Here is a 24,646-nt window from a genome sequence, read left to right as displayed (position 1 = left end):
ACGCTGCGCCGCGATTCAAAGGCGGTACCTCGATGGACAGCACGATGCAGGACTTTCCGTTGACGATCACCGCCATCATGCAGCACGGCTGTGGTGTGCACGGCGCGCGCACGGTCACCACCGCCGCCGGTAACGGTTACCGGCGCACCACCTACCGAGAACTCGGTCAGGACGCCGCCCGGCTGGCGAACGCGTTGCGGCGCCTCGGCATCAGCGGGGACCAGCGGGTGGCGACGTTCATGTGGAACAACGCCGAACACCTGGCGACCTACCTGGCCGTGCCGTCGATGGGTGCCGTGCTGCACACACTCAACATCCGCCTCTTCGCCGAGCAGATCGTCTACGTCGCGAACGAGGCCGAAGACCAAGTGGTCCTGGTCGACGCGTCGCTGGCCAGGCTGCTCGCCCCCGTGCTGGGCGAGCTTAAGACCGTGCACACCGTGATCGTGGTCGGGGAGGGTGACACCGCCGCGTTCGAGGGCGCCGGCAAGACCGTGCTGCGCTATGGTGACGTGCTCGCCGGCGAGTCGACCGAATTCGACTGGCCGCAGATCGACGAGAAGTCCGCCGCCGCAATGTGTTACACAAGTGGCACCACCGGAAACCCGAAAGGTGTTGTCTACAGCCACCGTTCGAGCTACCTGCACACCATGGCGGCCTGCACCACCAACGGCATCGGCGTGGGTGCCGTCGACAGCGTGCTGCCCATCGTGCCCATGTTCCACGCCAACGCGTGGGGACTGCCCTACGCGGCGCTGATGGCGGGCGCCGATCTGGTATTGCCCGACTGCCATCTCGACGCGCGGTCGCTGATCCGCATGGTGGAGGACCTGCGACCGACCGTGGCGGGCGCCGTTCCCACGATCTGGAACGACGTCTTGCATCGCCTGGAGGAAGAACCCGGCCACGACATGTCGTCGCTGCGGCTGGTGGTCTGCGGCGGCTCGGCCGTCCCGATGTCGCTGATGCGCACCTTCGAGGAGAACCACGGCGTGCAGATCCGGCAGCTGTGGGGGATGACGGAGACCTCGCCGCTGGCGACCATGGCCTGGCCGCCGCCGGGAACGCCCGCCGACCAGCACTGGGCGTTGCGCGCCACCCAGGGCCAACCCGTCTGCGGTGTGCAAATGCGGATCGTCGACGACAACGGCCAGGTGCTGCCCAACGACGGTGAAGCGGTGGGCGAGGTGGAGGTTCGCGGCCCATGGATTGCCGGCTCGTACTACCTGACGGCCGACGACGCGAAGTTCGACTCCGGCTGGTTGCGCACCGGCGACGTGGGACGGATCGACGAGCGCGGTTTCGTCACGCTGACCGACCGGGCCAAGGACGTCATCAAGTCCGGTGGGGAGTGGATCTCCTCCGTCGAGTTGGAGAACAGCCTGATCGGTCATCCGCATGTGGTCGAGGCCGCGGTGGTCGGGGTGCCCGACGAGCGGTGGCAGGAGCGTCCCCTGGCGGTCGTGGTGGCCAAGGAAGGCGCCACGGTCAGCGCCGAGGACCTGCGTAAGTTCCTGGCGGAGAAGGTGGCTCGCTGGTGGCTGCCCGAGCGGTGGGCGTTCGTCGAGGAGATTCCGCGCACCAGTGTGGGCAAGTACGACAAGAAGGCCATCCGGGCGCACTACGCCGAGCACGGCTACTGGGTGGTCGAGGCGCGCGACTGAGGCTGGGCGTCAAATTCGTTGGCTGACGGTGCATTCGAGATTCAACAGCGCCCAGGAAGGAGCCCCGTGACCCAGCCCCTCGTCGTGGAGCAGTCGCAGGTGGTGCCCGTCGCGCCGGACGCGGCGTTTCACGGCACGCTGCCCATCCCACTCCCGGAGATCTTCGGGCGCTGGTATGGGCCGATCCCGCCGATCAAGGAGGTGCGCGACCAGACCGGCGACTGGGACACCGCCGGCCGCAGCCGCACGATCGTCTTGGCCGGCGGCGGCAGCGCGCGCGAGGACCTGACCAGTGTCGACGCGCCGCGCTCGTTCGGCTACCGGCTCACCCGAATCCGCGGCCCGATGGCGCTGCTGGTCGACTCGGTCACCGGTGAGTGGACCTTCACCCCCGCGGACGGCGGTACCGAGATCACCTGGCGCTGGGCCATTTACCCCAAATCGTCGCTCTCCGCGCCCGGCCTGCCGCTCTTCGGGATGTTGTGGAAACGCTACGCGCGGCGAGCGCTGCTCGACCTCGGCGACGTGTTGACCCGCTGAAGCTGGGTACCGTGCCGGTATGTGTCGACTTTTTGGATTGCATGCCGGGACCGACGTTTGTAGGGCGACCTTTTGGCTGTTGGACGCCCCTGACAGCCTTTCAGTCCAGAGCAGAAGAAACCCGGACGGCACCGGCCTGGGCGTGTTCGACGAGCGGGGCCGGCCGCAGGTGCAGAAGCAGCCCATGGCGGCCTGGAGGGATTCGGACTTCGCCACGGAAGCGCACGAGATGAGCGGCACCACCTTCATCGCGCACGTGCGCTATGCCACGACCGGCTCACACGAGACCCGCAACACCCATCCCTTTCTGCAGGACGGGCGGATATTCGCGCACAACGGCGTGGTCGAGGGGCTCGACGTCCTGGATTCCCGGCTGCGCGAGCTCGGCACCGACGACCTGGTGCAGGGCGATACCGACTCCGAACGGGTCTTCGCCTTGATCACCGGTTGCACCCGAGCCCGAAGCGGTGACGTGACGGCGGGTTTGCTCGACGCCATCCGTTGGCTTGCGAACAGCGTGCCGATCTTCGGGGTCAACCTGCTGCTGAGCACGGCCACCGAGATGTGGGCGCTGCGCTACCCGGCGGGCAACCGGCTCTACGTCTTGGACCGGCGCTACGAGCCCGAGTCGGCGCAAGACTTCCACATGCGCACCGACCGGATCCGCGCTTGGTCTCAGCATCTGTGCACCCGCTCGTCGGTGGTCTTCGCCAGTGAACCGATGGACGGCGACCCGCGCTGGCGCCTGCTGGATCCCGGCGAGCTCATCCATGTCGATGCGGGACTGCATATCAAGAGCGAAGTGGTGCTGCCCGACCCGCCCAGGCACCTGATCCGGGAGGAGGATCTCAGCATTCCGGCGCAGCAGGCGCAGCTGCTCTCGCCGTAAACCCCGGCGGCGACCAATCCCGGCCTGGCAGAGTGGGTGGGCGTGACAACCAGACGAGCGCTAGTGCTGGCCGGCGGCGGAATAGCGGGGATAGCCTGGGAGACAGGCGTTTTGCGCGGTATCGCCGATGAGTCGCCTGCGGCGGCCGGGCTGCTCCTGGATTCCGACGTGCTGGTCGGGACCTCGGCGGGCTCGGCGGTCGCCGCGCAGATCGGCGGCGGCGGCACGCTCGACGAGCTGTTCGAGCGGCAGGCCGCCGAGGCGTCGGCCGAGATGGATTCCGGGGTCGACGTGGAGACCATCACCGAAATGTTCCTGGCGGCCTTGGCGGAGCCCTACGCGGACCAGTCGGACAGGACCCGGCAGCAGATGCAGCGGATCGGCGCCGTCGCGCTCGCGACAGAAACCGTTCCGCCGGCGGCGCGCCGCCGGGTGATCGCGCAGCGCCTGCCGTCGCACGAGTGGCCCGACCGGCCGCTGCGGATCACCGCCATCGACGTTGCCACCGGGGAACTGGTCGTCTTCGATCGCGACTCCGGCGTCGACCTCGTCGACGCCGTGGCGGCCAGCTGCGCGGTGCCCGGGGCGTGGCCGCCGGTGGCGATCGCGGGCCGGCGCTACATGGATGGTGGGGTCGCCAGCACGGTCAATCTGGGCGTGGCCGGCGATTGCGGCGCGGCGGTGGTGCTGGTGCCCTCGGGCGCGGACGCCCCGTCGCCGTTCGGCGCCGGGCCCGCCGCGGAGGTCTCCTCCTTCCCCGGCGCGACGCTCGCGGTGTTCGCCGACTCCGACTCGTTGGCGGCATTCGGGCCCAATCCGTTGGATCCCGCGTGCCGCGTCGCCTCGGCACTGGCCGGGCGCGAGCAGGGCCGCCGCGAAGCCCGGGCCGTCGCGCGGTTCCTGGGCGTCTGACCGCGCGACCGGTTGAGTTGCGGCGGCGTCCTTTTCAGCCCTCGGCCGGGGGCGGGGCGGCGCGGTCGTTCTCGAAGGCGTCCAGCGCCTCCTCCGCGAGCGCACGGCCGACGCCGATCACCTCGGCCGCTCGGTGAAATTCCAGGCCGCGGCAGATTGAGCGTGGGACCTCGATCAACAGGTCGGGCGGGTAGACCGCCAGCATGTGGCGGGCCAGCGCGGCCTGGGCGATGTCGATCGTCCGATTCATCACCTCGAAACTGCCCAGCTTCGGGACTTCCGGTGCGGCGTCGGCCAATTCACCGGCCGGATCGTCCTCGGCAGCGGACTCCGCACCGTCCGGGTCGTCCGACCAGCCTTCCGCGTCCGCGGGGGACGCGCCGAATCTGGCCAGGACGGCGCGCGCGGTCGGCCGGTCGAGCACCGACCGGGCCGCGGAGGTGTCGAGCAGCGCGGACGTGCTGCGCACCATGCGGTTCAGCCACTCGGCGGTCACCCCGGACTCCGCGTCGCGCGAGGCGATCGCCTCGCTGCCGCTGAGGCTCACCGCGATCGTCACGTCGGCGTTGACCGCCGACAGGGGTGCCATCGGCAGTGGGTCCAGGATGCCGCCGTCGGCCAGCAGCCGCCCGTTCACTTCGTGGGGGGCGATCACGCCCGGAATCGCGATGGAGGCGCGGATCGCCTCGTCGACCGGGCCGCGCTGAAACCACACCGACTTACCGGCCAAGAGGTCGGTCGCCACCGCGGTGAACGGGATGGGCAGTTGCTCGATGGCGACCGGGCCGAGAATGTCGCGCACGGCGTCCAGGATCTTCTCCGCGCGCATCACGCCGGCCGCGCTGATCGAGAAGTCCAGCAGCCGCAGGATGGTGCGCTGGGTCAGGGACTTCGCCCAGTCGGCGAACTCGTCGCGGCGCCCGGCCGCCTCCAAGCCGCCGACCAGCGCGCCCATCGACGAGCCCGCGATCCCCACGATCTCGTACTCCCGGGCGCGCAGCGCTTCGATCACCCCGATGTGGGCGTAGCCGCGGGCGCCGCCGCTGCCCAGCGCCAACGCCACGCGCGTCGGTGACGATCGGCGCGCGGGCCCTCCGCCAGGTCCGTCCGGCATCCCTTCATTCTGCGCGGCGCCGCCACCCGGTGACGGCCGGGCCGCCCACTTTAGGTACTCGTGAATTCAATCGTGCACGAGTTCGAAGGGGCTAGCCGCATTCGTCGTCGGCGGCGGCGCGCGCGGCGGTGATCACGGCCGCCTGCCGGGCCGGCGTCAGATCGGCCCATCGGGCGTTCCAGCTGCCCGCGGTGCCCGACGGCGCGGCCTGGACCATCGCCAGGTACGGCTCGAACAGCGACCGACCGGTCCGGGGCTGGGCGTCCATCCACACTTTCGCGGCATGACAGGCCTGGTAATACTCTTCCTCGGTCGAATTCGCGGGGACGTCGACCCTGGTCGTCACTCCGGCGGGGGAGAGCCCGACGGCGCCCGGCGGCGCCGCGCTGGGCCTGCCCGGCACGCCGGCCGGCTGCGCCGACGAGGACGCGGGCTTGCCGCTCGGGGCGCCGGGCGAGCACGCCCCGCCCGCCAGCAAACCGGCCGCCACGACGAGCGTGCCCCACAGCCCGGGTCGACGACGGCGCCAGCGCACCCTCCCAATCTATGCAACACTGGCGGCCGTGATGGAGCGCTTCGGATTTTGCGAGTGTTGTCGGCCGTAACACGCCGCCGCCCGTCCGATTCCGTTTGCTCTGGAGCTCCCCAAATGTCTGTGCCCCTCGCCGCCCCGGCTGCGCTGCGCCCGCGCACCGTCTCGTCCCCGTCATCGGGGCCTACCCGTTTGCGGGTGCCCGACCTCCTGCACGCCACCGACCAGGCCGCCGACGACGTGCTGAGCGGACGCTGCGATTACCTGCTGCCGCCGGGCGGGCTGCCCGATTCGCGTCGCTGGTTCACCCGCATCCACGGCGACGAGGAGCTGGACGTCTGGCTGATCAGCTGGGTTCCCGACCATCACACCGAGCTGCACGATCACGGCGGGTCGCTCGGCGCGCTGACGGTCGTGTCCGGATCCCTCAACGAATTCCGTTGGGACGGCCGCGCCTTGCGGCAGCGCCGGCTCGACGCCGGCGATCAGGCCGGATTCCCGCTGGGCTGGGTGCATGACGTGGTGTGGGCGCCCCGGCGCGTGGCCGTGCCCGTCTCGGGGCCCGCGCGGCCTTCACTGAGCGTGCATGCCTATTCGCCGCCGTTGACCGCGATGTCCTACTACGAGGTGACCGGCCGAAACCGGTTGCGCCGCCAGCGAACCGAACTGACCGATCAACCGGAAGGACCGTGATGAGCCGCATCGACGTCGTGCTGAGATCCGCCCGCCGCCGCTACCGTCGCCTCCCCGCGGCCGAAGTGCCAGAGGCGCTGCGGCGCGGTGCGGTGCTCGTCGACATCCGGCCGCAGGCCCAGCGCCTCCGGGAGGGTGAGATCCCCGGTGCGCTGGTGATCGAACGCAACGTGCTGGAGTGGCGCTGCGACCCGACCAGCGAGGCCCGGCTGGCCGAGGCGGTCGGCGACGACGTCGAATGGGTGATCGTGTGCTCGGAGGGCTACACCTCCAGCCTCGCGGCCGCCGCGCTGCTGGACATCGGCCTGCACCGTGCCACCGACGTCGTCGGGGGGTACCACGCGCTCGTGGATGGCGGTGTGCTGGAACAGCTTTCCGGCGCCGCCCCGGTCGACGGCGGCCGTGGAGCTCTCGCCGACGCCGGTCGCCGCTGGCTCTAGCTACCCGGTGGAGGTGGCATCCGAATGCAGCAGTGGCCGCAGCTTGTCGGTCTTCTCCGGCGTCCAACCGGGCGGTGAGAGCACCGCGGCCCAGCCGTCGGCCGCGTCGGCCACATAGTGGTGGCCATGCCCCTCGGGAACCTCGACCGCCACCGCCATGTCCGCCGAAACCTGTAGGAACGTCACCACCGGGATCCAGCGTGTCTCGGGCAGCACGTCATAGCCGCGCCGTTCCCGCAGCCAGTCCGGTTCGCTGAACAGCAGGTCGGGCGACCACCAGGCGATCGGATCGGAGGCGTGCTGTAGATAGACCACCCGCGGGTGGTCCCACGGGACGTTCGGGCGACCCAAATTCGTTGGCCGAGCGGCGAACCGGACGTTCTTCCCGTCGTCGTAGATCGGCAGCCACTCCGGGGATCCGGCGTCGCGCGTCGACGTCAGGTCGGTCCAGATGGTGTTCTGGAACGTCGGTCCGCTGAACAGGGCGCCGTCGGTGCGGGCGAGGACGTTGTTGAGGCTCATGAACGGCGCTTCGCCGCCGAACGACCCCAGGCTTTCCCCGAACACCACGAGCTTGGGGCGTTGCGCTTCGGGCATCTGGCGGATCAGGCGGTCGACGGCCTCGAACAGTGCCTGCCCGGCGTGGCGGGCGTTCTCCTTGTCCACCAGGAAGGACAGCCAGCTCGGCAGGAACGAGTACTGCATGCTGACGATCGCGGTGTTGCCGTTGTACATGTACTCGAGCGAATCGGCTTCCGCCTCGTTGATCCAGCCGGTGCCGGTGGTGGTCGCGACGGCGACGACGGCGCGCTGCAGTCCGCCGGTGCGCTGCAGCTCGCGCGCCGCCAGTTCGGCGGTCGCCGTGATCCCGTCCGCGGAGTTCAGCCCGGCGTAGGTGCGGATCGGCTCGGTTGCCGGAGCACCGTTGAAGGTGCTGAGCTGGGCGACGGTGGGGCCTGCTTCCACGAAGATGCGGCCTTGGTGGCCAAGGGATTCCCACGACACCAGCGACTCGGGGCCGCCGGATCGCAGCGGGGTCTTCGGCGGCGCCGTGTCGGGATTCATCTCGTTGTTCGCCGAGGCGAAGGTGTTGTTCATGGTGCGCATGGCGAACTTGAGCACGACACCGTTGAGCACGGTGATGGTGAGCACCACCAGCAGTGCGACCACGATGGTCGCCGACAGCCGGAACGGCGCGATCCGGTCGACCTGGCTGACCAGGAACTTGACCAGCCACCGGATGAACTGGCCGATTTCGACCAGGGTGAACAACACCACCAGCGACAGGCCCGCGGCCACCGGGTAGTCGTACCACTTGAGGTGCGCGACGCCCATCAGGTCGCGCACGTTGTCCTGCCACACGTGGAACCAGACGGCCATCAACACCATGCCCAGGGCGCCGACCGGGATCAGCACCATCCACGCCCAGCGCGGGGGCGGGGGGCTGTGATCCTTGGCGCGCATGTAGCGGACCAGCCACACGGCGAAGACGCCCAGCCCGTAGCCGATGGCTCCGGAGATCCCGCTGACCAGTCCCTGGAACAGTGCGCCGCGCGGCAGCAGCGACGGCGTCATGGAGAACCAGATGAAGACGAGGCCGACCGTGGTGCCGGTAAACGTGTAATGTCGTACCCACCAAGGCTTTTCGGTCCACCGAGGCCAGCGAGTTGCCGGGCGGGCTTCGGATTCGGTTTCCGCGGGTGCGGCCTCCTCGGTGGTCACGGCCGTCGGGTTGTTCGTTGCTGGACCCGCTTCGCTCATCGCCGGATTACCTGTGGGTGAAGTTGGGAGCGCGCTTCTCGACGAACGCCGCCATGCCTTCGGACTGGTCCTCGGTCGCGAAGGTCGAGTGGAAGAGGCGTCGTTCGTAGAGGAGCCCTTCGGACAGGGTCGACTCGAATGCGCGGTTGACGGCCTCCTTGGCCATCCGGGACGCCGAGCGCGACATTTGCGAAATCGTGGTGGCGACGGCCTTGGCCTCAGTCAGCAAGTCGTCGGCCGGTACCACGCGCGAAACCAGGCCGCTGCGTTCGGCTTCGGCGGCGTCGATGGTGCGACCGGTCAGGATGAGGTCCATGGCCTTGGCCTTGCCGATGGCGCGGGTCAGGCGCTGGGAGCCGCCCATGCCCGGCAGCACGCCGAGTTTGATCTCCGGCTGGCCGAACTTCGCCGTGTCCGCGGCGATCAGCACGTCGCACATCATTGCCAGCTCGCAGCCGCCGCCGAGCGCGTGTCCGGCCACCGCGGCGATGGTCGGCGTGCGCACGGCGGCCAGCTTGGCCCAGGGGGCGAAGAAGTCGGCGTCGAACGCGTCGGCGAACGTCAGGCCGGCCATCTCCTTGATGTCGGCGCCGGCGGCGAACGCCTTGGCCGAACCGGTGATGATGATCGCCCCGATGCCGGGATCGTTGTCGAAATCCATTGCCGCGCTGGTGACTTCGCTCATCACCTGGGTGTTCAGCGCGTTCAGGGCTTTCGGCCGGTTCAGGGTGATGGTGCCGACGCGCCCGTCGCGCTCGACCAGGATGGTTTCAAAGTTCTTGGAGCCAGTGTCCGTCATCCAATCGCCTTTCTAGAAACTCAAGTCGTCGTCGACCGGGGCGAAATACGCCTCGACATCTGCGGCGGTCACGGCGGCCAGCGTCGCCGGCGACCACTTCGGGTTGCGGTCTTTGTCGATCAGTTGCGCCCGGATGCCCTCGACGAGGTCGTGTGACCGCAGCGATGCCGACGACACCCGATAGTCTTGGACCAGAACGTCTTTCACCGTCTGAAGTTTGGCCGCGCGCCGGACGGCCTCCAGGGTCACCGACAACGAGATCGGCGAGCGGGTGCCGATCAGGTTGGCGGCGTCTTGGGCAGGTCCGGCGTCGTGCTTACGCAGACTCGCCACGATGTCTTCGACCGTGTCACCGGCGTAGCATTCGTCGATCCAATGGCGTTGTGCCGCAAGCACGCTCGGCGGCGGATCGACGGCATGCGCGGCAATCGCGCTCTGCACACCACCGGCGACGATGGCCCGGGTGAACGCCTGAAGATCGTCGTGCGGCACGTAGTGGTCGGCGAATCCCATGGCGACGGCGTCGGCGCCCGAAAACGGCGCCCCGGTCAGCGCCGCGTGCAGACCCAGCCCCCCGGGTGCCCGGGACAGCAGGAACGCCCCGCCGACGTCGGGAACGAAACCGATGCCGACCTCGGGCATCGCGATCTTCGAGGTGTCGGTCACCACCCGGGTGTTCGCGTGCGCGCTGACGCCGACGCCGCCGCCCATCACGATGCCGTCCATCAACGCCACGTATGGCTTGGCGAAATCGGCGATCTGGCCGTTGAGCAGGTACTCGTCGCGCCAGAACCGCCGCGCCTCGATTCCGTCCTTGCGCGCGCTGTGGTAGATCGAGACGACGTCGCCGCCGGCGCACAGTCCGCGCTCGCCGGCACCGGAGAGCACCACCGCGCGGATGGCGTCGTCGTCCGCCCAGTCGGTGAGGATGGCGCTGAGCGCATCCACCATCTGCTGATTGAGCGAATTGATCGCCTTGGGGCGGTTGAGCGTGATCAGGCCGACGTTGCCGTCGACCCGGGTGAGAACCTCGTCGGATTCCTCGGTCACGCCCTTGCCTCCCATCACCGGTCCACCCCCGAGGGAAAAATCTAGATCGTGACGACCGGCGCGATACCCGCGGGTAAGGGTTATGTTTAACGCGACGACAGCAGCAAAGCCCCCAGGCATCCAAAAAACATGCCCAGGTCGCCGGGAACCCGGACGGGACGCTGCTCGTTGAGATTGTGTTCGCACAGCTCGAGCCAATAGAGAGGATCCGACGGTGCGGGAGACAAGCAACCCGGTATTTCGTTCGCTGCCCAAGCAGCGGGGCGGATACGCGCAATTCGGTACGGGCGCGGCCCCGATGCAGGGCTATGGAGCCGACCCCTACGCGGCCCCCTATCAGGCTCCCTACCAGGAGGCCAGGGCTTCGCGTCCGCTGACCATCGACGACGTCGTCACCAAGACCGGCATCACGCTGGCGGTGCTGGCGCTCTCCGCCGTGGTCTCCTACTTCCTGGTGGCGTCCAACGTCGCGCTGGCGATGCCACTGACCATGGTCGGCGCCCTCGGTGGCCTGGGGCTGGTGCTGGTCGCGACCTTCGGCCGCAAGCAGGACAGCCCGGCGATCGTGCTCAGCTACGCCGTCCTCGAAGGGCTCTTCCTCGGCGCGATCTCGTTCGTCTTCGCCAACTTCTCGGTCTCGCACGCCAACGCGGGCGCCCTGATCGGCGAGGCCGTGCTGGGCACCTTCGGGGTGTTCTTCGGCATGCTCGTCGTCTACAAGACGGGCGCGATCCGGGTGACGCCCAAGTTCACCCGCATGCTGGTCGCGGCGATGTTCGGCGTCCTGGCCCTGATGCTGGGCAACTTCGTGCTCGCGATGTTCCACGTCGGCGGCGGTACCGGCCTGGGCCTGCGCAGCGGCGGACCGATCGCCATCATCTTCTCGCTGGTGTGCATCGGCATCGCGGCGTTCAGCTTCCTGATCGACTTCGACGCGGCCGACCAGATGGTGCGCGCCGGCGCGCCGGACAAGGCGGCCTGGGGCATCGCCCTGGGACTGACCGTGACCCTGGTCTGGCTCTACCTCGAGATCCTGCGGCTGCTCAGTTACCTGCAGAACGACTAGCTGTAGTGCCCAGGCAGGTTGGTTGAGGAAGTGTGACGACACGCTGTAGTGGTCGTTGATGGGCGAAGGCCTCCTGTCGTGGAGTGGAGCTGCTACCACCACACCCACACGAACAGGAGACCTTCGTGGTCCACGCTAATGCCGTACTGACGCCTCGTGGGCGCTTGTTGCTTGCGCGTCGTGTCGTTGACGAGGGTTGGCCGATCGCTCGAGCAGCCGAGCATTTCCACGTATCGTGGTCGACGGCCAAACGCTGGGCATCGCGGTATGCCGCGATGGGCAGCGCTGGTATGGCTGATCGATCCAGCCGGCCGCATTGCAGCCCTAACCGCACCCCGCCACCAGTGGTGCGCAAGATCGTACATCTGCGGTGGCGCCACCGGCTCTCACCACTGGCGATTGCCTCCCGCTTATCGATGTCAGCGTCCACCGTCCATGCGGTGTTGGTGCGGTGTCGGTTGAACCGGTTGTCGCACATCGACATCCGTACCGGCGAGCCGATTCGACGCTACGAACACGACCGTCCTGGTGCGCTGATCCATGTGGACGTCAAGAAGCTGGGAAACATTCCAGACGGGGGTGGGTGGCGGTTCGTCGGCCGTGCGCACGGCAAAAAGAACCGCACCACCACCGCCGGTGTCACCCGTAATCACCGATACCAACCGCTGCTGGGGCATGCCTACGTGCACACCGTGATCGATGACCACTCGCGCGTCGCCTACGCCGAGATCCATGGCGACGAGAAGACTCCAACCGCCATCGCGGTGTTGCAACGAGCCGTGCGCTGGTTTGGTGCGCGCGGGGTCCGCGTCGAAAGGGTGTTGTCGGACAACGGCGCGTGCTACCGGTCCTACGCCTGGCGCGCTGCGTGCGCTGAACTGCAAATTCAACCCACACGTACCCGCCCATATCGGCCACAGACCAACGGCAAAATCGAGCGATTCCACCGAACCATGGCCAACGAATGGGCTTTCGCCCGCCATTACCCCAACGAACTCACTCGCCGATCAGCCCTACCAGCATGGCTCCATACCTACAATCACCACCGGCAACACTCCGCGATCGGCAAGGTCCCGCCCATCACTCGGTTGACCAACCTGCCTGGGCAGTACAACTAGCCCTCTTCACACGAAAAGACCGGCGCGCCGATGGCGTGCCGGTCTTTTCGTGTGGGGACATGCCTCGGGCTCATCGCGTGTGTACCGGTGGCTTCGGGTGTGCGCTGGCGGCGGGGCCCCTCGGCGTGTCGCCGCCCTGGGCGCACACGCGACGCCCAGGGCGAGCACTCAACGTCGCGGCGGTTTCAGCGGGTCAGCTTAGCCGCTCGATGATCATCGCCATGCCCTGCCCGCCGCCGACACACATGGTCTCCAGGCCGAAGGTCTTGTCGTGGGTCTGCAGGTTGTTGATCAACGTGGTCGCGATGCGCGCGCCGGTCATGCCGAACGGGTGGCCCAGGGCGATCGCCCCACCGGACACGTTCAACTTGTCCTCGTCCATGCCCAGCTCGCGCGCCGAACCCAGCACCTGCACCGCGAAGGCCTCGTTGATCTCGTAGAGGTCGATGTCGCCGATCGACATGCCCGCGCGCGCCAGCGCCTTCTTGCACGCCTCGATCGGGCCCAGGCCCATGATCTCCGGGGAGAGGCCGCTGACCCCGGTCGACACGATGCGCGCCAGCGGGGTCAGGCCGAGCTCTTTGGCCTTGGTGTCGCTGGTGATCACCAGCGCGGCGGCGCCGTCGTTCAGGGGGCAGGCGTTGCCCGCGGTGATGGTGCCGTTGGGCCGGAACACCGGCTTGAGCTCGGAGACCTTCTCGTAGGTGGTGCCCGGACGGGGGCCGTCATCGGTACTGACGGTGCTGCCATCCGGCAGGGTCACCGGGGAGATCTCGCGCTCGAAGAACCCGCTCTTGATCGCCTCCTCGGCCCGGTTCTGGCTGCGCACGCCCCAGTGATCCTGGTCTTCGCGGCTGATGCCGGTCAGGATGGCGACGTTCTCGGCGGTCTGTCCCATCGCGATGTAGACGTCGGGCAGGTTGCCGTCGGCGCGGGGGTCGTGCCACTCGTCGGCGCCCGCGGCGGCGGCCTGCGAGCGCTCCTGCGCCTCGTCGAACAGCGGATTCTTGGTGTCGGGCCAGGAGTCGGAGTTGCCCTTGCCGAACCGCGACACGGTCTCCACACCCGCGGAGATGAACGCGTCACCCTCGCCGGCCTTGATGGCGTGGAAGGCCATCCGGGTGGTCTGCAGCGACGACGAGCAGTAGCGGTTCACCGTGGTGCCCGGCAGGAAGTCGTAACCCAACTCGACGGCGACGACGCGCGCCATGTTGAAGCCGGACTCGCCGCCCGGCAGGCCGCAGCCCAGGATGAGGTCGTCGATCTGGTGGGGGTTGAGCGCGGGCACCTTGTCCAGCGCGGCCCGCACCATCTGGGCGGCCAGGTCGTCGGGCCGCATGGAGACCAGCGACCCCTTCATCGCGCGGCCGATCGGCGAGCGGGCGGTTGAGACTATGACGGCTTCAGGCATGACGGTTCCCTTCAAATCCCTTCCGGATTCCGACGAGTTCGCTTCACAAACCGTTGACTCGACGCCGACGGGCTAGACCAAATCTAGTCGTTGCCCACCAGGGGGTGCGACGACGGGGCGGGTCCCGGCACCGGGCGCCGCCACAGCCGCGACATCACGCTGATTCGGGTGTGGCGCTGGCCGAGCACCGGCGGGGTCGTCGACGCCGCCAACTCCAGCGGCGGGATATCGACCTCTTCGCCCAGCGCCTCGCACAGCGCGCGCAGCAGCGCGTCGGCCGCGATCGCGTACGCCGGGGCGGACGGGTGGAAGCCGTCCGGGGAGAACATCACGTGGGGCGTCGACCGGAATTGGGGCGTCATCAGCTGCGCCAGCGGTACCGGCATGCCGCCGGCGGACCGCACCGCCGCGGCCTGGGCGCGCGCGAGTTGCAGACAACGCTCGTGTGCGATCGAGCGCAGCGGTTGCGGGATGGCTGTGATGACGCCGAGATCCGGGCAGGTGCCCGCGATCACCACCGCGCCGCGGGCGCGCAGTTGGCGGACGCTCTGCCCGAGGCGCTGCGCCGACTGGCTGACCCCGTTGAGGGCCGTCACGTCGTTGGCGCCCACCATGATCACTGCCGCGTCCGGCGGCGGCCCCGCCACGAACATCGCATCCACCTGGCCGCGAAGGCCTTTCGACGTGGCACCGACGATGGCCTTGGTGCTCAGCCGGATTCGCTTGCCGGTCTGCTCGGCGAGGCCCCGCGCGATCCGCACCCCCGGAACTTCCTCGGCGCTGATGCACCCGTAGCCCGCGGCGGTCGAGTCGCCGAAGATCATCAGGCTCAGGTCGAAGGGCACGCCGCGGTGCCAGCGTTCGACCGGCCCACCGCCGCGGGTGTATATCCCGTCCGCGCGTGGCGGGATGTCCCACGCCTTGGGAATGACGGTGCGCGCGTGCGTCGCCTGGCCGACGAGCAGGTTGCGCGCCCCCAGGTAGGCAGTTCCCGTCGAGGCGAGTGCGCCCGCTGTGGCCAGGGCGATCGCCGAACGGCGTGGCACCCGCATGGTCACGAAACCAGTTTAGTTCGGCTTGCATGTTTGCGGGTTCGGCTGACCAACAATCCGATCACGGCGGGAAACGAATTGGTATCGAATCAGGCTATTCAAACGTTGCCCTGAGAAATGCCTGTCACGCTGATCCCCAGGGGTCGGTTGAGCGCCTCGAGCAAACGGCTGAACCAGACGCTTGGCCGCCTCGTCACATGCTGTATCGCACTACAACGGCGTAGGAAGTGTTGAGCATGAGCGCACCCGGCAAGGTATCCGGCCTGCCCCGGACTGCCCTTCGTCCACACGACATCCTGCGGGCCCGCAGAGCCAAGACCCGCAAGTTCGCGATGAGCGACGGCACCCCGGTCGAGGTCCTCGAATCCGGGCCGAGCGTTGCTGCGCGGGTGGCCAACCTGACGACCCGCATGACCGTCCGGCCGGTCCTGTCCGTCGGCAGCCACGTCCCCAACTTTCCCTGGCCCTGGGGCCTCATCGACCTGGCCGCCCGGGTGGTGCTCCCGGTGTCGGCGACCGTCCGTGAGACGGTGAAGCTGCCCAACGCCTCGGCGCAGCTGGTGCGGGCGCCGGGCGTGCTGCCCGCCGACGGCACCCGCCGGGTGGTCGTCTACTTCCACGGCGGCGCGTTTCTGACGTGCGGGGCGAACTCGCATGGCCGGCTGGTCGAGGCGCTGTCGAACTTCGCCGACTCGCCGGTGCTGGTGGTCAATTACCGGCTGTTGCCCAAGCATTCGATCGGGATGGCTCTCGATGACTGTCACGACGGCTATCAATGGCTGCGGCTGCGGGGATACCAGCCGGATCAGATCGTGCTGGCGGGCGACTCCGCCGGCGGTTACCTCGCCCTCGCGCTGGCGCAACGCCTCCAGGAGGAAGACGAGGAACCTGCGGCCCTGGTGATGATCTCGCCGCTGCTGCAGCTGGCGAAGGAATACAAGCAGGCGCATCCCAACATCAACACCGATGCGATGTTCTCCGCCCGGGCGTTCGACGCGCTCGCCGAGCTGGTTGCCGGCGCGGCCCGCAAGCGCAAAGTCGCGGGCAGGCCCGAGGAGATCTACGAGCCGTTGGAGCACATCAAACCGGGCCTGCCGCGGACGCTCATCCACGTCTCGGGCTCCGAGGTGTTGCTGCACGACGCGCGGCTGGCGGCGAGCCGGCTGGCGGCGGTCGGTGTGCCCGCCGAGGTGCGGGTGTGGCCCGGCCAGATCCACGACTTCCAGCTGGCCGCGCCGATGGTGCCGGAGGCGGTTCGCTCGCTCCGCCAGATCGGGGACTACATCCGCGAGGCCACCGGGTAGCCCGGCGGCGGTTGCCGATCAAAGGGAAGCGCACCGTGCACCGCCAAGACGTGCCTGAGACCATGAACCCATGCGGATCGCCCAGCACATCAGTGAGCTCATCGGCGGCACGCCGCTGGTACGCCTGAATTCCGTCGTTCCCGGGGGCGCCGGCACCGTGGCGGCCAAGGTCGAGTACCTCAACCCCGGGGGTAGCTCGAAGGACAGGATCGCGGCGAGGATGATCGACGCCGCCGAAGCGAGCGGGCTGCTGAAGCCCGGCGGCACCATCGTCGAACCCACCTCCGGCAACACCGGCGTCGGACTGGCGCTGGTGGCCCAACAGCGCGGGTACCAGTGCGTGTTCGTCTGTCCCGACAAGGTCGGCGAGGACAAACGCAACGTGCTGCTCGCCTACGGCGCGGAGGTGGTCGTCTGCCCGACGGCGGTCCCGCCTGACCACCCGGACAGCTACTACAGCGTCTCCGACCGGCTGACCCGGGAGATCGACGGCGCCTGGAAGCCCGACCAGTACGCGAACCCGGAGGGCCCGGCCAGTCACTACGCCACCACCGGCCCGGAGATCTGGGCCGACACCGACGGTAAAGTCACCCACTTCGTCGCCGGCATCGGGACCGGCGGCACGATCACCGGCGCGGGCCGCTACCTCAAAGAGGTGTCCGGCGGTGCGGTGCGCATCATCGGTGCGGACCCCGAGGGGTCGGTGTATTCCGGGGGCACCGGCCGGCCCTACCTGGTCGAGGGCGTCGGCGAGGATTTCTGGCCGGCCGCGTACGACCGCACGGTGCCCGACGAGGTCATCGCCGTGTCCGACTCCGACTCGTTCAACATGACCAGGCGGCTGGCCCGCGAGGAGGCGATGTTGGTCGGGGGGTCGTGCGGGATGGCGGTGGTGGCCGCGCTGAAGGTCGCCGAGGTGGCCGGGCCCGACGCGCTGGTCGTGGTGTTGCTGCCCGACGGCGGGCGCGGCTACATGGCGAAGATCTTCAACGACGCCTGGATGTCGTCGTACGGGTTCCTGCGCGGCCGCCTCGACGGCTCGACCGAACAGGCCAGGGTGGGCGACGTGCTGCGCCGCAAATCGGGCGAGCTGCCCGACCTGGTGCACACGCATCCATCCGAGACCGTGCGCGACGCCATCGGCATCCTGCGCGAGTACGGGGTGTCCCAGATGCCGGTGGTGGGCGCCGAGCCGCCGGTGATGGCCGGCGAGGTGGCCGGCAGCGTCTCCGAGCGGGAACTACTGTCGGCCGTTTTCGAGGGCCGGGCCAAATTGGCCGACGCCGTCTCGATGCACATGAGCCCGCCGCTGCCGATGATCGGCGCGGGAGAGCTGGTCGGCGCGGCCGGTAAGTCGCTGCGCGACTGGGACGCGTTGATGGTGGTCGAAGAGGGCAAACCGGTCGGGGTGATCACCCGATCCGACCTGCTCGGCTTCCTCTCCGACGGCCCGCGCCGACGCTAGCGGATCTCGCCCGGCCGCCGAGGGCTCAGGTACTGTAATGCGGCCTGGGTCAGCTGGTCCGCAGTGGAAAGGGTGCCCATGACCGATCAACCGCCGCCCGGCGGCACTTACCCGCCACCTTCCCCGGCGCCCGGGTCGCCCGGCGGGCAGGAGACCCCGCCCCCTCCGCCGGCGCCCGCCGGCGCTTCCTACCCGCCGCCGCCGCCCCCGCCCGGCGGCGGCTCCTACCCGCCGCCCCCGCCGTCGGCCGGCGGGTACGCTCCGCCGCCTCCCGGACCGGCGATCCGCACCTTGCCGACGGAGTCCTACACGCCGTGGCTGACCCGGCTCGTCGCGTTCATCATCGACATCCTCCCGTACGTCGTCGTGCACGGGATCGGGACCGGCATCCTCGTCGCCACGCAGCAGACGGCGTGCGTCACCGATGTCACGCAGTACGCCGTCAACCAATACTGCGCAACGCAGAACTCGACCATCGGCCTGGCCGCACAGTGGTTGGCATCGCTGGTGGGGCTGTGCTACCTGATCTGGAACTACGGCTACCGCCAGGGCACCACCGGGTCGAGCGTCGGCAAGTCGGTGATGAAGTTCAAGGTCGTCAGCGAGGTCACCGGCCAGCCCATCGGGTTCGGAATGTCCGTCGTGCGTTCCCTCGCCCACTTCGTGGACGCGATCATCTGCTTCATCGGTTTCCTTTTCCCGCTGTGGGATTCGAAGCGGCAAACGTTGGCGGACAAGATCATGACGACGGTCTGCCTGCCGCTCGACGGGACCGAGGAGCGGCCGAGGTAGTCGTGCGGGCGCGGTAGCCGGGGCGGCCGTCGCCTAGGCTGATCGTCAATGAGCGCCGACCGCAACGGACACTTCACCGGACTCGCCACCAAGGCGATTCACGCCGGCTACCGGCCGGACCCGGCGACCGGGGCGGTCAACGCCCCGATCTACGCCAGCAGTACGTTCGCCCAGGATGGCGTCGGTGCGCTGCGCGGCGGGTTCGAATACGCGCGCACCGGCAACCCGACGCGCGCCGCGCTCGAGGCCTCGCTCGCCGCCGTCGAGGGGGGCGGCTACGGGCGGGCGTTCGGGTCGGGCATGGCCGCCACCGACTGCGCGCTGCGGGCGATGCTGCGGCCCGGCGACCACGTGATCATCCCCAACGACGCCTACGGCGGTACCTTCCGGCTGATCGACAAGGTGTTCACGCAGTGGGGCGTCCGCTACACCCCGGTGGCGCTGTCGGACGTGGACGCCGTCCGCGCCGCGATCACCCCGCAGACGCGCCTGATCTGGGTGGAGACACCGACCAACCCGTTGCTGTCCATCGCCGACATCGTGACCCTGGCAGAACTGGCCAAGCAGGCGTCGGTAAAGGTGTTGGTGGACAACACGTTTGCCTCGCCCGCGCTGCAGCAGCCGTTGACGCTGGGCGCCGACGTGGTGCTGCATTCGACCACCAAGTACATCGGTGGCCACTCCGACGTGGTGGGCGGCGCGTTGATCACCGACGACGCCGCGCTGGACGAGGCCTTCGCCTTCCTGCAGAACGGGGCCGGCGCGGTGCCCGGCCCGTTCGACGCCTACCTGACCATGCGCGGCCTGAAGACCCTGGTGCTGCGGATGCAGCGACACAGCGAAAACGCTTCGGCCGTAGCGGAATTCCTCCACGGGCATCCGGCGGTCAGCGCCGTGTTGTACCCCGGCCTGCCCGGCCACCCCGGGCATGACGTCGCCGCCCGGCAGATGCGCGGCTTCGGAGGCATGGTGTCGGTGCGCATGCGCGGCGGCAGGCAGGCCGCCCGGGATCTGTGCGCCCGCACCGAGGTGTTCATCCTGGCCGAATCGCTCGGCGGCGTCGAGTCACTCATCGAACACCCCAGCGCCATGACGCACGCGTCCACGGCCGGTTCGCAATTGGAAGTGCCCGACGACCTGGTCCGGCTGTCGGTGGGCATCGAGGACGTTGCCGACCTGCTGGCCGATCTCGACCAGGCGCTGGCCTGACCGGCTCGCTACGAGTGGTAGGGCTCCGCGCTGACCAGCGTGACCTCGACGGTGTTGCCGTTGGGCACGACGTAGCTGCGGGTCTCGCCGACCTTGGCGTCGATCAGCGCGCCGCCCAGCGGTGAGTTGGGCGAATACACCTCGAGCTTGCCGTCGTTGACGCCCTCCTGGCGCGTGGCGATCAGGAAGGTCTCGGTGTCCGACTTGTCGCCGTTGTAGTAGACCTTCACCACCGAGCCGGGCAACGCGACACCGGACTGCTTGGGCGCCTCGCCGACCTTGGCGTTGTTGAGCAGGTCCTGCAGCTGACGAATGCGGGCCTCCTGCTGGCCTTGCTCTTCACGGGCGGCGTGGTAGCCGCCGTTCTCGCGCAGGTCGCCCTCTTCACGGCGGTCGTTGATCTCCGCGGCGATGACCGGACGATTCGCGATCAACTGATCGAGCTCCGCCTTCAGCCGGTCATGTGACTCCTGGGTCAGCCACGTCACCGAAGTGTCCGTCATCTTTGTCGTGCTCCTCGTGTTGTCGTTCCGCGTAACCGCGTAAGCCTGTTGACCCCGCCGCCGGAGTATCCGGGTCTGCCCCCGTGTGCTGCCGATCCGTTCTGCTCACGGCCTTAATGCAGCAATACACGGTCCCATCAGGAACCGTGCATTCACCCATGTTACCACCGCGCAAACAATTGATGACTCGAAATTCGCAGTTCGGCTGTTGTTACGGGGTCACGCGGGCCGCAGATAGGCGGGCACGTCGGTGCCGCACCCGTAGATGTCGGCCACCACCGGCGGTTTGCTGGACTTCAGCGTGGTGGTCAATTGCACCGTGGCCGCCCCGGACGGCGGGACCAGCACTTCCCGCCTGCCCGTTTCGCTGCCGTCCTTCGCCCGCACCCGCACGATGCAGTCCACCGGCCGCGACGGGTCAGATCGCGTCACGCTGATCGTTACCGACGCCGTCTCGTCGTCGAGCACCCGATAGCCGGCCAGCGTTCCCGACACCGCACCGGTGCCCAGCCGGTGGTAGCCGACGACGGCGATCACCAGCCCGGCGGCGACCACCAGCGCACCCAGCCCGACGATCACCCATCGCCGGGGCACCCGCGCGCGCCCGTAGCGGGCCTCGGGACGCGAAGGAGAAGTTTCGGTCATGCCTGGGTATGCCTGAACGGTCGGCTGCCGGACACCGGCCGGCAGCATGCAACGATCTGAAGAACTGGAATTATAGGTTCGCATCCGGCGACCAGCAGACCGACAAGGGGGCACGTGAGCGAACTGCGGTTGATGGCGGTGCACGCCCACCCCGACGACGAGTCCAGCAAGGGCGCGGCCACCCTCGCCCGCTATGCCGACGAGGGCCACCGGGTGCTGGTGGTGACCTTGACCGGCGGCGAGCGCGGCGACATTCTCAACCCGGCGATGGACCTGCCCGACGTGCGCGGTCACATCGCCGAGATCCGCCGCGACGAGATGGCGAAGGCCGCCGAGATCCTCGGTGTCGAGCACACCTGGCTCGGCTTCGTCGACTCCGGCCTGCCCCAAGGGGACCCGCCGCCCCCGCTGCCCGAAGGATGCTTCGCGCTGGTGCCGCTGGAGAAATCGGTCGAGGCGCTGGTGCGCGTGGTCCGCGAGTTCCGCCCCCACGTGATGACCACCTACGACGAGAACGGCGGCTACCCGCATCCTGATCACATTCGCTGCCACCAGGTGTCGGTCGGCGCCTTCGAGGCGGCCGGCGACTATCGGCGGTATCCGGATGTGGGCGAGCCGTGGGCGGTGTCCAAGCTCTACTACATCCACGGGTTCCTGCGGGCGCGGATGCAGTTGCTGCACGACGAGGCCGTCAAACACGGTCACGAACCGCCGTTCAAGAAGTGGCTCGAGCACTGGGACGCCTCGCACGACCCCTTCGAGTCCCGGGTCACGACGCGCGTCGAATGCTCGGCGTATTTCAGCCAGCGCGACGACGCGCTGCGGGCGCACACCACCCAGATCGACCCCGAGCATGACTTCTTCGCCGCGCCCATCGAGTGGCAGCAGCGGTTGTGGCCGACGGAGGAGTTCGAGCTGGCCCGCTCGCGGGTTCCCGTCCGGCTGCCCGAGGACGACCTGTTCGCCGGAATCGAGATCGACCGGTGAGCCACCTTTTCGTTGTGAGCGCGGCCGCCGGCTGGCTGGCCGATGGCGCGCCCCGGCACACCGGGCCGGACTTCGGCAAGGCCAGCCCGATCGGGCTGCTGGTCGTCGTGGTGCTGCTGATCGCCACGCTCTTGCTGCTGCGATCGATGAATCGGCAGCTGAAGAAGGTGCCCGACTCGTTCGACCCCAAGCACCCCGAGCCCGACCAGGCCGCCGACGAGGGCACCGACGCGATCGACGACACCGACGGAGGGCCCCCGGGCCCGGAGCACGGATCGCAGCGGCCACCGGGACCCGGCGATGAGCCCGGCTGACCCCGCCGCGACCAACACCCTCGGGCTGGCCACCAGCCCGTACCTGCGCCAGCACGCCGACAACCCGGTGCACTGGCAGCAGTGGACCCCGCAGGCGCTGGCGGCCGCGGCCGCGCGTGACGTGCCGATCCTGCTCTCCATCGGCTACGCCGCCTGCCACTGGTGTCACGTCATGGCCCACGAGTCGTTCGAGGACGACGAGGTGGCCGCCGCCATGAACTCCGGATTCGTGTGCGTCAAGGTCGACCGGGAGGAACGCCCGGACCTCGACGCCGTGTACATGAACGCCACCGTGGCGCTCACCGGCCACGGCGGATGGCCGATGACGTGTTTCCTGACGCCCGACGGCCGGCCATTCTTCTGCGGTACCTATTACCCGAAAGATGGTTTCCTGCAGCTGCTTTCGGCCGTTTCCGCGACCTGGCAGCAGCGTCGCGGCGAGGTGGAGCAGGCGTCCGACGCCATCGCCGGCGAGCTGCGCGCGATGGCGTCCGGCCTGCCCTCCGGCGGCCCCGACATCGCACCGACGCTGTGCGACCGTGCGGTCGCCGTGGTGCTCGACGACCAGGACGCGGTCCACGGCGGCTTCGGCGGCGCGCCGAAATTCCCGCCGTCGGCGATGCTCGAGGCGTTGCTGCGCCACTACGAGCGCACCGGATCGGCGGCCGCGCTCGAGGCGGTCGCGCGCACCGGGAACGCGATGGCCCGCGGCGGCATCTGCGACCAGCTCGCCGGTGGGTTCGCCCGCTACAGCGTCGACAACGCCTGGGTGGTACCGCATTTCGAGAAGATGCTGTACGACAACGCGCTGCTGCTGCGGGTCTACGCGCACTGGGCCCGGCGGACCGGCGATCCGCTGGCGCGCCGGGTCGCCGCCCAGACCGCGCGCTTCCTGCTCGACGATCTGGCCGACGGCCCCATGTTCACGTCGTCGCTCGACGCCGACGCGGACGGCCGCGAGGGCTCGACCTATGTCTGGACGCCCGGGCAGCTGATCGAGGCCCTCGGGCCCGCCGACGGCGCCTGGGCCGCAACGGTATTCGACGTCACCGCGGTGGGCACCTTCGAGCACGGGGCCTCGGTGCTGCAGTTGCCCGCCGACCCCGACGACCCGCAACGGCTCGAACGGGCCCGGGGCGCGCTGCTGGCCGCCCGGCGCGCCCGCGCCCAGCCGGGACGCGACGACAAGGTCGTCACGTCCTGGAACGGTTTGGCGATCACCGCGCTGGCCGAGGCCGGCGTGGCCCTGGACGAGCCCGAGTTGGCCCGCGCCGCGCGGGACTGCGCCACCGCGGTGCTGGGCTTGCACCTGGTCGACGGGCGGCTCCGGCGCGCCAGCCTCGGCGGGGCGGTCGGCGACAGCGCCGCCATCCTCGAAGACCACGCGATGCTGGCCACCGGCCTGCTCGCCCTCTACCAGCTGGACGCCCACACGGACTGGCTGACCGCGGCGACCGACCTGCTCGACACCGCGCTGCGGCACTTCACCGACCCGGAGCAGCCGGGCCGCTGGTTCGACACCGCCGACGACGCCGAGCGGCTCGTGTTGAGGCCCGCGGACCCGCTCGACGGGGCGACCCCGTCGGGCGCGTCGTCGATCACCGAGGCGCTGCTGACCGCGGCGCACCTGGTCGACGGCGACCGTGCGGAGCGCTATCTGCGGGCCGCCGGAGACGCGCTGAACGCGCATTCGGTGCTGCTGGAGCGCGCGCCGCGCTCGGCGGGGCACTGGCTGGCCGTGGCGGAGGCCGCGGTCCGCGGTCCACTGCAGATCGCCGTCGCCTGTGAGCCGTCGCGGTCGGCGTTGCTGGCCGAGGCCCGCCGGTTGGCGCCCGGCGGGGCGATCGTCGTGGGCGGGGAACGGGACTCGTCGGAGCTGCTGGCCGGGCGGGACCGGGTGGCCGGCGCCGACGCCGCCTACGTGTGCCGCGGCCGGGTGTGCGACCTGCCGGTCACCACCGCCGAAGACCTTGCGGGGGCGCTGGGCCTGCCACGGTAGCGTGAGGTTTCATGCCGAGCGCCCAACACATCACCGACACGGTCAACCGCTACATCGAACTGGTCGCCAAGGGCGGCGCCGACGAGTTGGTCGAGCTGTACGCCGACGACGCCACCGTCGAGGATCCCGTCGGCGGCGAGGTGCACATCGGCCGCCAGGCGATCCACGGCTTCTACTCCGCGGTCAACGACGTGCAGCGCGAATGCGAGCTGGTGACGCTGCGGGTCGCGGGCAACGAGGCGGCCTTCCATTTTCGCCTCACGATCACCGCGGGAGAGCACCGGATGGTGATCGAACCGATCGACGTGATGGCGTTCGACGACGACGGCAAGGTCGCACACATGAAGGCCTACTGGTCGCCCGCCGACGTCACGCAGCTGTAGCCGC

The 24,646-nt window shown here is 69.2% G+C and carries 25 protein-coding genes; 16 read left to right on the top strand and 9 right to left on the bottom strand.

The features are described from left to right. The first annotated feature begins 32 nt into the window (after positions 1-32). The 4 genes from G6N51_RS13340 (at position 33) to G6N51_RS13325 (ending at position 4,005) form a co-directional block, all read left to right on the top strand. Positions 33-1,664, top strand: coding sequence for a long-chain fatty acid--CoA ligase (locus G6N51_RS13340; protein WP_083175267.1), 1,632 nt, complete (start codon positions 33-35; stop codon positions 1,662-1,664). Between the two features lie 66 nt (positions 1,665-1,730). Continuing rightward, on the top strand, positions 1,731-2,204 hold the full coding sequence (locus G6N51_RS13335) for an SRPBCC family protein (protein WP_083175270.1): 474 nt from the start codon (positions 1,731-1,733) through the stop codon (positions 2,202-2,204). Between the two features lie 19 nt (positions 2,205-2,223). Further along, positions 2,224-3,093, top strand: a complete 870-nt coding sequence (locus tag G6N51_RS13330; RefSeq protein WP_083175273.1) for a class II glutamine amidotransferase — start codon at positions 2,224-2,226, stop codon at positions 3,091-3,093. 42 nt (positions 3,094-3,135) lie between these two features. After that, positions 3,136-4,005 carry a patatin-like phospholipase family protein gene (locus G6N51_RS13325; RefSeq protein ID WP_083175276.1) on the top strand — a complete coding sequence of 290 codons (870 nt, stop codon included), beginning with the start codon at positions 3,136-3,138 and terminating at the stop codon, positions 4,003-4,005. 34 nt (positions 4,006-4,039) lie between these two features. Here the strand turns inward: G6N51_RS13325 and G6N51_RS13320 are convergent, their stop codons facing one another. Then, entirely contained in the window at positions 4,040-5,119 is a 1,080-nt protein-coding gene (locus tag G6N51_RS13320) for a patatin-like phospholipase family protein (protein ID WP_142275215.1), read from the bottom strand. 91 nt (positions 5,120-5,210) lie between these two features. After that, on the bottom strand, positions 5,211-5,654 hold the full coding sequence (locus G6N51_RS13315) for a lipoprotein LpqV (RefSeq protein ID WP_372510123.1): 444 nt from the start codon (positions 5,652-5,654) through the stop codon (positions 5,211-5,213). Positions 5,655-5,768: 114 nt separating this feature from the next. Between G6N51_RS13315 and G6N51_RS13310 the strand changes: the two genes are divergently transcribed. Beyond that, on the top strand, positions 5,769-6,344 hold the full coding sequence (locus G6N51_RS13310; RefSeq protein WP_083175281.1) for a cysteine dioxygenase: 576 nt from the start codon (positions 5,769-5,771) through the stop codon (positions 6,342-6,344). Further along, the gene (locus G6N51_RS13305; RefSeq protein WP_083175284.1) at positions 6,344-6,784 is read left to right on the top strand and encodes a rhodanese-like domain-containing protein; all 441 of its coding nucleotides are present in this window, start codon (positions 6,344-6,346) and stop codon (positions 6,782-6,784) included. Before G6N51_RS13310 ends, G6N51_RS13305 begins: the two co-directional genes overlap by 1 nt. Here G6N51_RS13305 and G6N51_RS13300 read toward each other — a convergent pair whose 3' ends face one another. From G6N51_RS13300 to G6N51_RS13290, 3 genes are read right to left on the bottom strand one after another with little or no spacing between them, the layout of a single operon-like run. Further along, complete coding sequence (locus tag G6N51_RS13300) at positions 6,785-8,545, bottom strand: alpha/beta hydrolase (protein ID WP_083175287.1); 1,761 nt, start codon at positions 8,543-8,545, stop codon at positions 6,785-6,787. A 7-nt stretch (positions 8,546-8,552) separates the two neighbouring features. Continuing rightward, on the bottom strand, positions 8,553-9,344 hold the full coding sequence (locus tag G6N51_RS13295) for an enoyl-CoA hydratase (RefSeq protein ID WP_083175290.1): 792 nt from the start codon (positions 9,342-9,344) through the stop codon (positions 8,553-8,555). A 12-nt stretch (positions 9,345-9,356) separates the two neighbouring features. Next, complete coding sequence (locus tag G6N51_RS13290) at positions 9,357-10,394, bottom strand: enoyl-CoA hydratase/isomerase family protein (protein ID WP_083175327.1); 1,038 nt, start codon at positions 10,392-10,394, stop codon at positions 9,357-9,359. A gap of 214 nt (positions 10,395-10,608) precedes the next feature. Between G6N51_RS13290 and G6N51_RS13285 the strand changes: the two genes are divergently transcribed. Both G6N51_RS13285 and G6N51_RS13280 read left to right on the top strand, forming a co-directional pair. Next, positions 10,609-11,460 carry a Bax inhibitor-1/YccA family protein gene (locus G6N51_RS13285; protein WP_083175293.1) on the top strand — a complete coding sequence of 284 codons (852 nt, stop codon included), beginning with the start codon at positions 10,609-10,611 and terminating at the stop codon, positions 11,458-11,460. A gap of 125 nt (positions 11,461-11,585) precedes the next feature. Then, a complete protein-coding gene (locus G6N51_RS13280; RefSeq protein WP_142275218.1) occupies positions 11,586-12,578 on the top strand; it encodes an IS481 family transposase in 993 nt (330 codons plus the stop codon). Between the two features lie 193 nt (positions 12,579-12,771). Here the strand turns inward: G6N51_RS13280 and G6N51_RS13275 are convergent, their stop codons facing one another. Next, complete coding sequence (locus tag G6N51_RS13275) at positions 12,772-13,989, bottom strand: acetyl-CoA C-acetyltransferase (RefSeq protein ID WP_083175299.1); 1,218 nt, start codon at positions 13,987-13,989, stop codon at positions 12,772-12,774. An 83-nt stretch (positions 13,990-14,072) separates the two neighbouring features. Further along, positions 14,073-15,047, bottom strand: a complete 975-nt coding sequence (locus tag G6N51_RS13270; RefSeq protein WP_083175302.1) for an SGNH/GDSL hydrolase family protein — start codon at positions 15,045-15,047, stop codon at positions 14,073-14,075. A 230-nt stretch (positions 15,048-15,277) separates the two neighbouring features. On the opposite strand from G6N51_RS13270, the gene G6N51_RS13265 reads away from it, so the two are divergent. The 4 genes from G6N51_RS13265 (at position 15,278) to G6N51_RS13250 (ending at position 19,811) form a co-directional block, all read left to right on the top strand. Continuing rightward, positions 15,278-16,345, top strand: a complete 1,068-nt coding sequence (locus tag G6N51_RS13265) for an alpha/beta hydrolase (RefSeq protein WP_083175307.1) — start codon at positions 15,278-15,280, stop codon at positions 16,343-16,345. Between the two features lie 70 nt (positions 16,346-16,415). After that, a complete protein-coding gene (locus G6N51_RS13260; RefSeq protein WP_083175310.1) occupies positions 16,416-17,810 on the top strand; it encodes a cystathionine beta-synthase in 1,395 nt (464 codons plus the stop codon). 78 nt (positions 17,811-17,888) lie between these two features. After that, positions 17,889-18,602: an RDD family protein gene (locus G6N51_RS13255; RefSeq protein WP_163750711.1), complete on the top strand. Its 714-nt coding sequence runs from the start codon at positions 17,889-17,891 to the stop codon at positions 18,600-18,602. 48 nt (positions 18,603-18,650) lie between these two features. After that, positions 18,651-19,811: a cystathionine gamma-synthase gene (locus tag G6N51_RS13250; RefSeq protein ID WP_083172201.1), complete on the top strand. Its 1,161-nt coding sequence runs from the start codon at positions 18,651-18,653 to the stop codon at positions 19,809-19,811. Positions 19,812-19,819: 8 nt separating this feature from the next. Here the strand turns inward: G6N51_RS13250 and greA are convergent, their stop codons facing one another. Next, positions 19,820-20,314, bottom strand: a complete 495-nt coding sequence (gene greA / locus G6N51_RS13245; RefSeq protein ID WP_007168983.1) for a transcription elongation factor GreA — start codon at positions 20,312-20,314, stop codon at positions 19,820-19,822. Between the two features lie 219 nt (positions 20,315-20,533). Continuing rightward, positions 20,534-20,959 (bottom strand): DUF4307 domain-containing protein, encoded by a 426-nt coding sequence (locus G6N51_RS13240; protein ID WP_083172221.1) that lies wholly within the window; start codon positions 20,957-20,959, stop codon positions 20,534-20,536. A 114-nt stretch (positions 20,960-21,073) separates the two neighbouring features. On the opposite strand from G6N51_RS13240, the gene mca reads away from it, so the two are divergent. From mca to G6N51_RS13220, 4 genes are read left to right on the top strand one after another with little or no spacing between them, the layout of a single operon-like run. Continuing rightward, positions 21,074-21,946 (top strand): mycothiol conjugate amidase Mca, encoded by an 873-nt coding sequence (mca, locus tag G6N51_RS13235; RefSeq protein WP_083172200.1) that lies wholly within the window; start codon positions 21,074-21,076, stop codon positions 21,944-21,946. Continuing rightward, positions 21,943-22,260: a hypothetical protein gene (locus G6N51_RS13230; RefSeq protein WP_083172199.1), complete on the top strand. Its 318-nt coding sequence runs from the start codon at positions 21,943-21,945 to the stop codon at positions 22,258-22,260. The genes mca and G6N51_RS13230 overlap by 4 nt, the downstream gene beginning before the upstream one ends. After that, positions 22,247-24,259, top strand: coding sequence for a thioredoxin domain-containing protein (locus G6N51_RS13225; RefSeq protein ID WP_083172198.1), 2,013 nt, complete (start codon positions 22,247-22,249; stop codon positions 24,257-24,259). Before G6N51_RS13230 ends, G6N51_RS13225 begins: the two co-directional genes overlap by 14 nt. A gap of 11 nt (positions 24,260-24,270) precedes the next feature. Then, positions 24,271-24,642 (top strand): nuclear transport factor 2 family protein, encoded by a 372-nt coding sequence (locus tag G6N51_RS13220; RefSeq protein WP_083172197.1) that lies wholly within the window; start codon positions 24,271-24,273, stop codon positions 24,640-24,642. Positions 24,643-24,646: the final 4 nt, after the last annotated feature.

The sequence above is a fragment of the Mycobacterium paraseoulense genome, from assembly GCF_010731655.1.
Taxonomy (GTDB): domain Bacteria; phylum Actinomycetota; class Actinomycetes; order Mycobacteriales; family Mycobacteriaceae; genus Mycobacterium; species Mycobacterium paraseoulense.
This window is presented reverse-complemented; position numbering and strand designations above follow the sequence as displayed.

Coding starts and splice junctions, on each gene's coding strand:
- G6N51_RS13340 (WP_083175267.1), top strand. CDS start 33: ATGGACAGCACGATGCAGGACTTTCCGTTGACGATCACCGCCATCATG.
- G6N51_RS13330 (WP_083175273.1), top strand. CDS start 2,224: ATGTGTCGACTTTTTGGATTGCATGCCGGGACCGACGTTTGTAGGGCG.
- G6N51_RS13320 (WP_142275215.1), bottom strand. CDS start 5,119: ATGCCGGACGGACCTGGCGGAGGGCCCGCGCGCCGATCGTCACCGACG.
- G6N51_RS13310 (WP_083175281.1), top strand. CDS start 5,769: ATGTCTGTGCCCCTCGCCGCCCCGGCTGCGCTGCGCCCGCGCACCGTC.
- G6N51_RS13305 (WP_083175284.1), top strand. CDS start 6,344: ATGAGCCGCATCGACGTCGTGCTGAGATCCGCCCGCCGCCGCTACCGT.
- G6N51_RS13300 (WP_083175287.1), bottom strand. CDS start 8,545: ATGAGCGAAGCGGGTCCAGCAACGAACAACCCGACGGCCGTGACCACC.
- G6N51_RS13295 (WP_083175290.1), bottom strand. CDS start 9,344: ATGACGGACACTGGCTCCAAGAACTTTGAAACCATCCTGGTCGAGCGC.
- G6N51_RS13275 (WP_083175299.1), bottom strand. CDS start 13,989: ATGCCTGAAGCCGTCATAGTCTCAACCGCCCGCTCGCCGATCGGCCGC.
- G6N51_RS13265 (WP_083175307.1), top strand. CDS start 15,278: ATGAGCGCACCCGGCAAGGTATCCGGCCTGCCCCGGACTGCCCTTCGT.
- G6N51_RS13260 (WP_083175310.1), top strand. CDS start 16,416: ATGCGGATCGCCCAGCACATCAGTGAGCTCATCGGCGGCACGCCGCTG.
- G6N51_RS13255 (WP_163750711.1), top strand. CDS start 17,889: ATGACCGATCAACCGCCGCCCGGCGGCACTTACCCGCCACCTTCCCCG.
- G6N51_RS13250 (WP_083172201.1), top strand. CDS start 18,651: ATGAGCGCCGACCGCAACGGACACTTCACCGGACTCGCCACCAAGGCG.
- greA (WP_007168983.1), bottom strand. CDS start 20,314: ATGACGGACACTTCGGTGACGTGGCTGACCCAGGAGTCACATGACCGG.
- G6N51_RS13240 (WP_083172221.1), bottom strand. CDS start 20,959: ATGACCGAAACTTCTCCTTCGCGTCCCGAGGCCCGCTACGGGCGCGCG.
- G6N51_RS13225 (WP_083172198.1), top strand. CDS start 22,247: ATGAGCCCGGCTGACCCCGCCGCGACCAACACCCTCGGGCTGGCCACC.
- G6N51_RS13220 (WP_083172197.1), top strand. CDS start 24,271: ATGCCGAGCGCCCAACACATCACCGACACGGTCAACCGCTACATCGAA.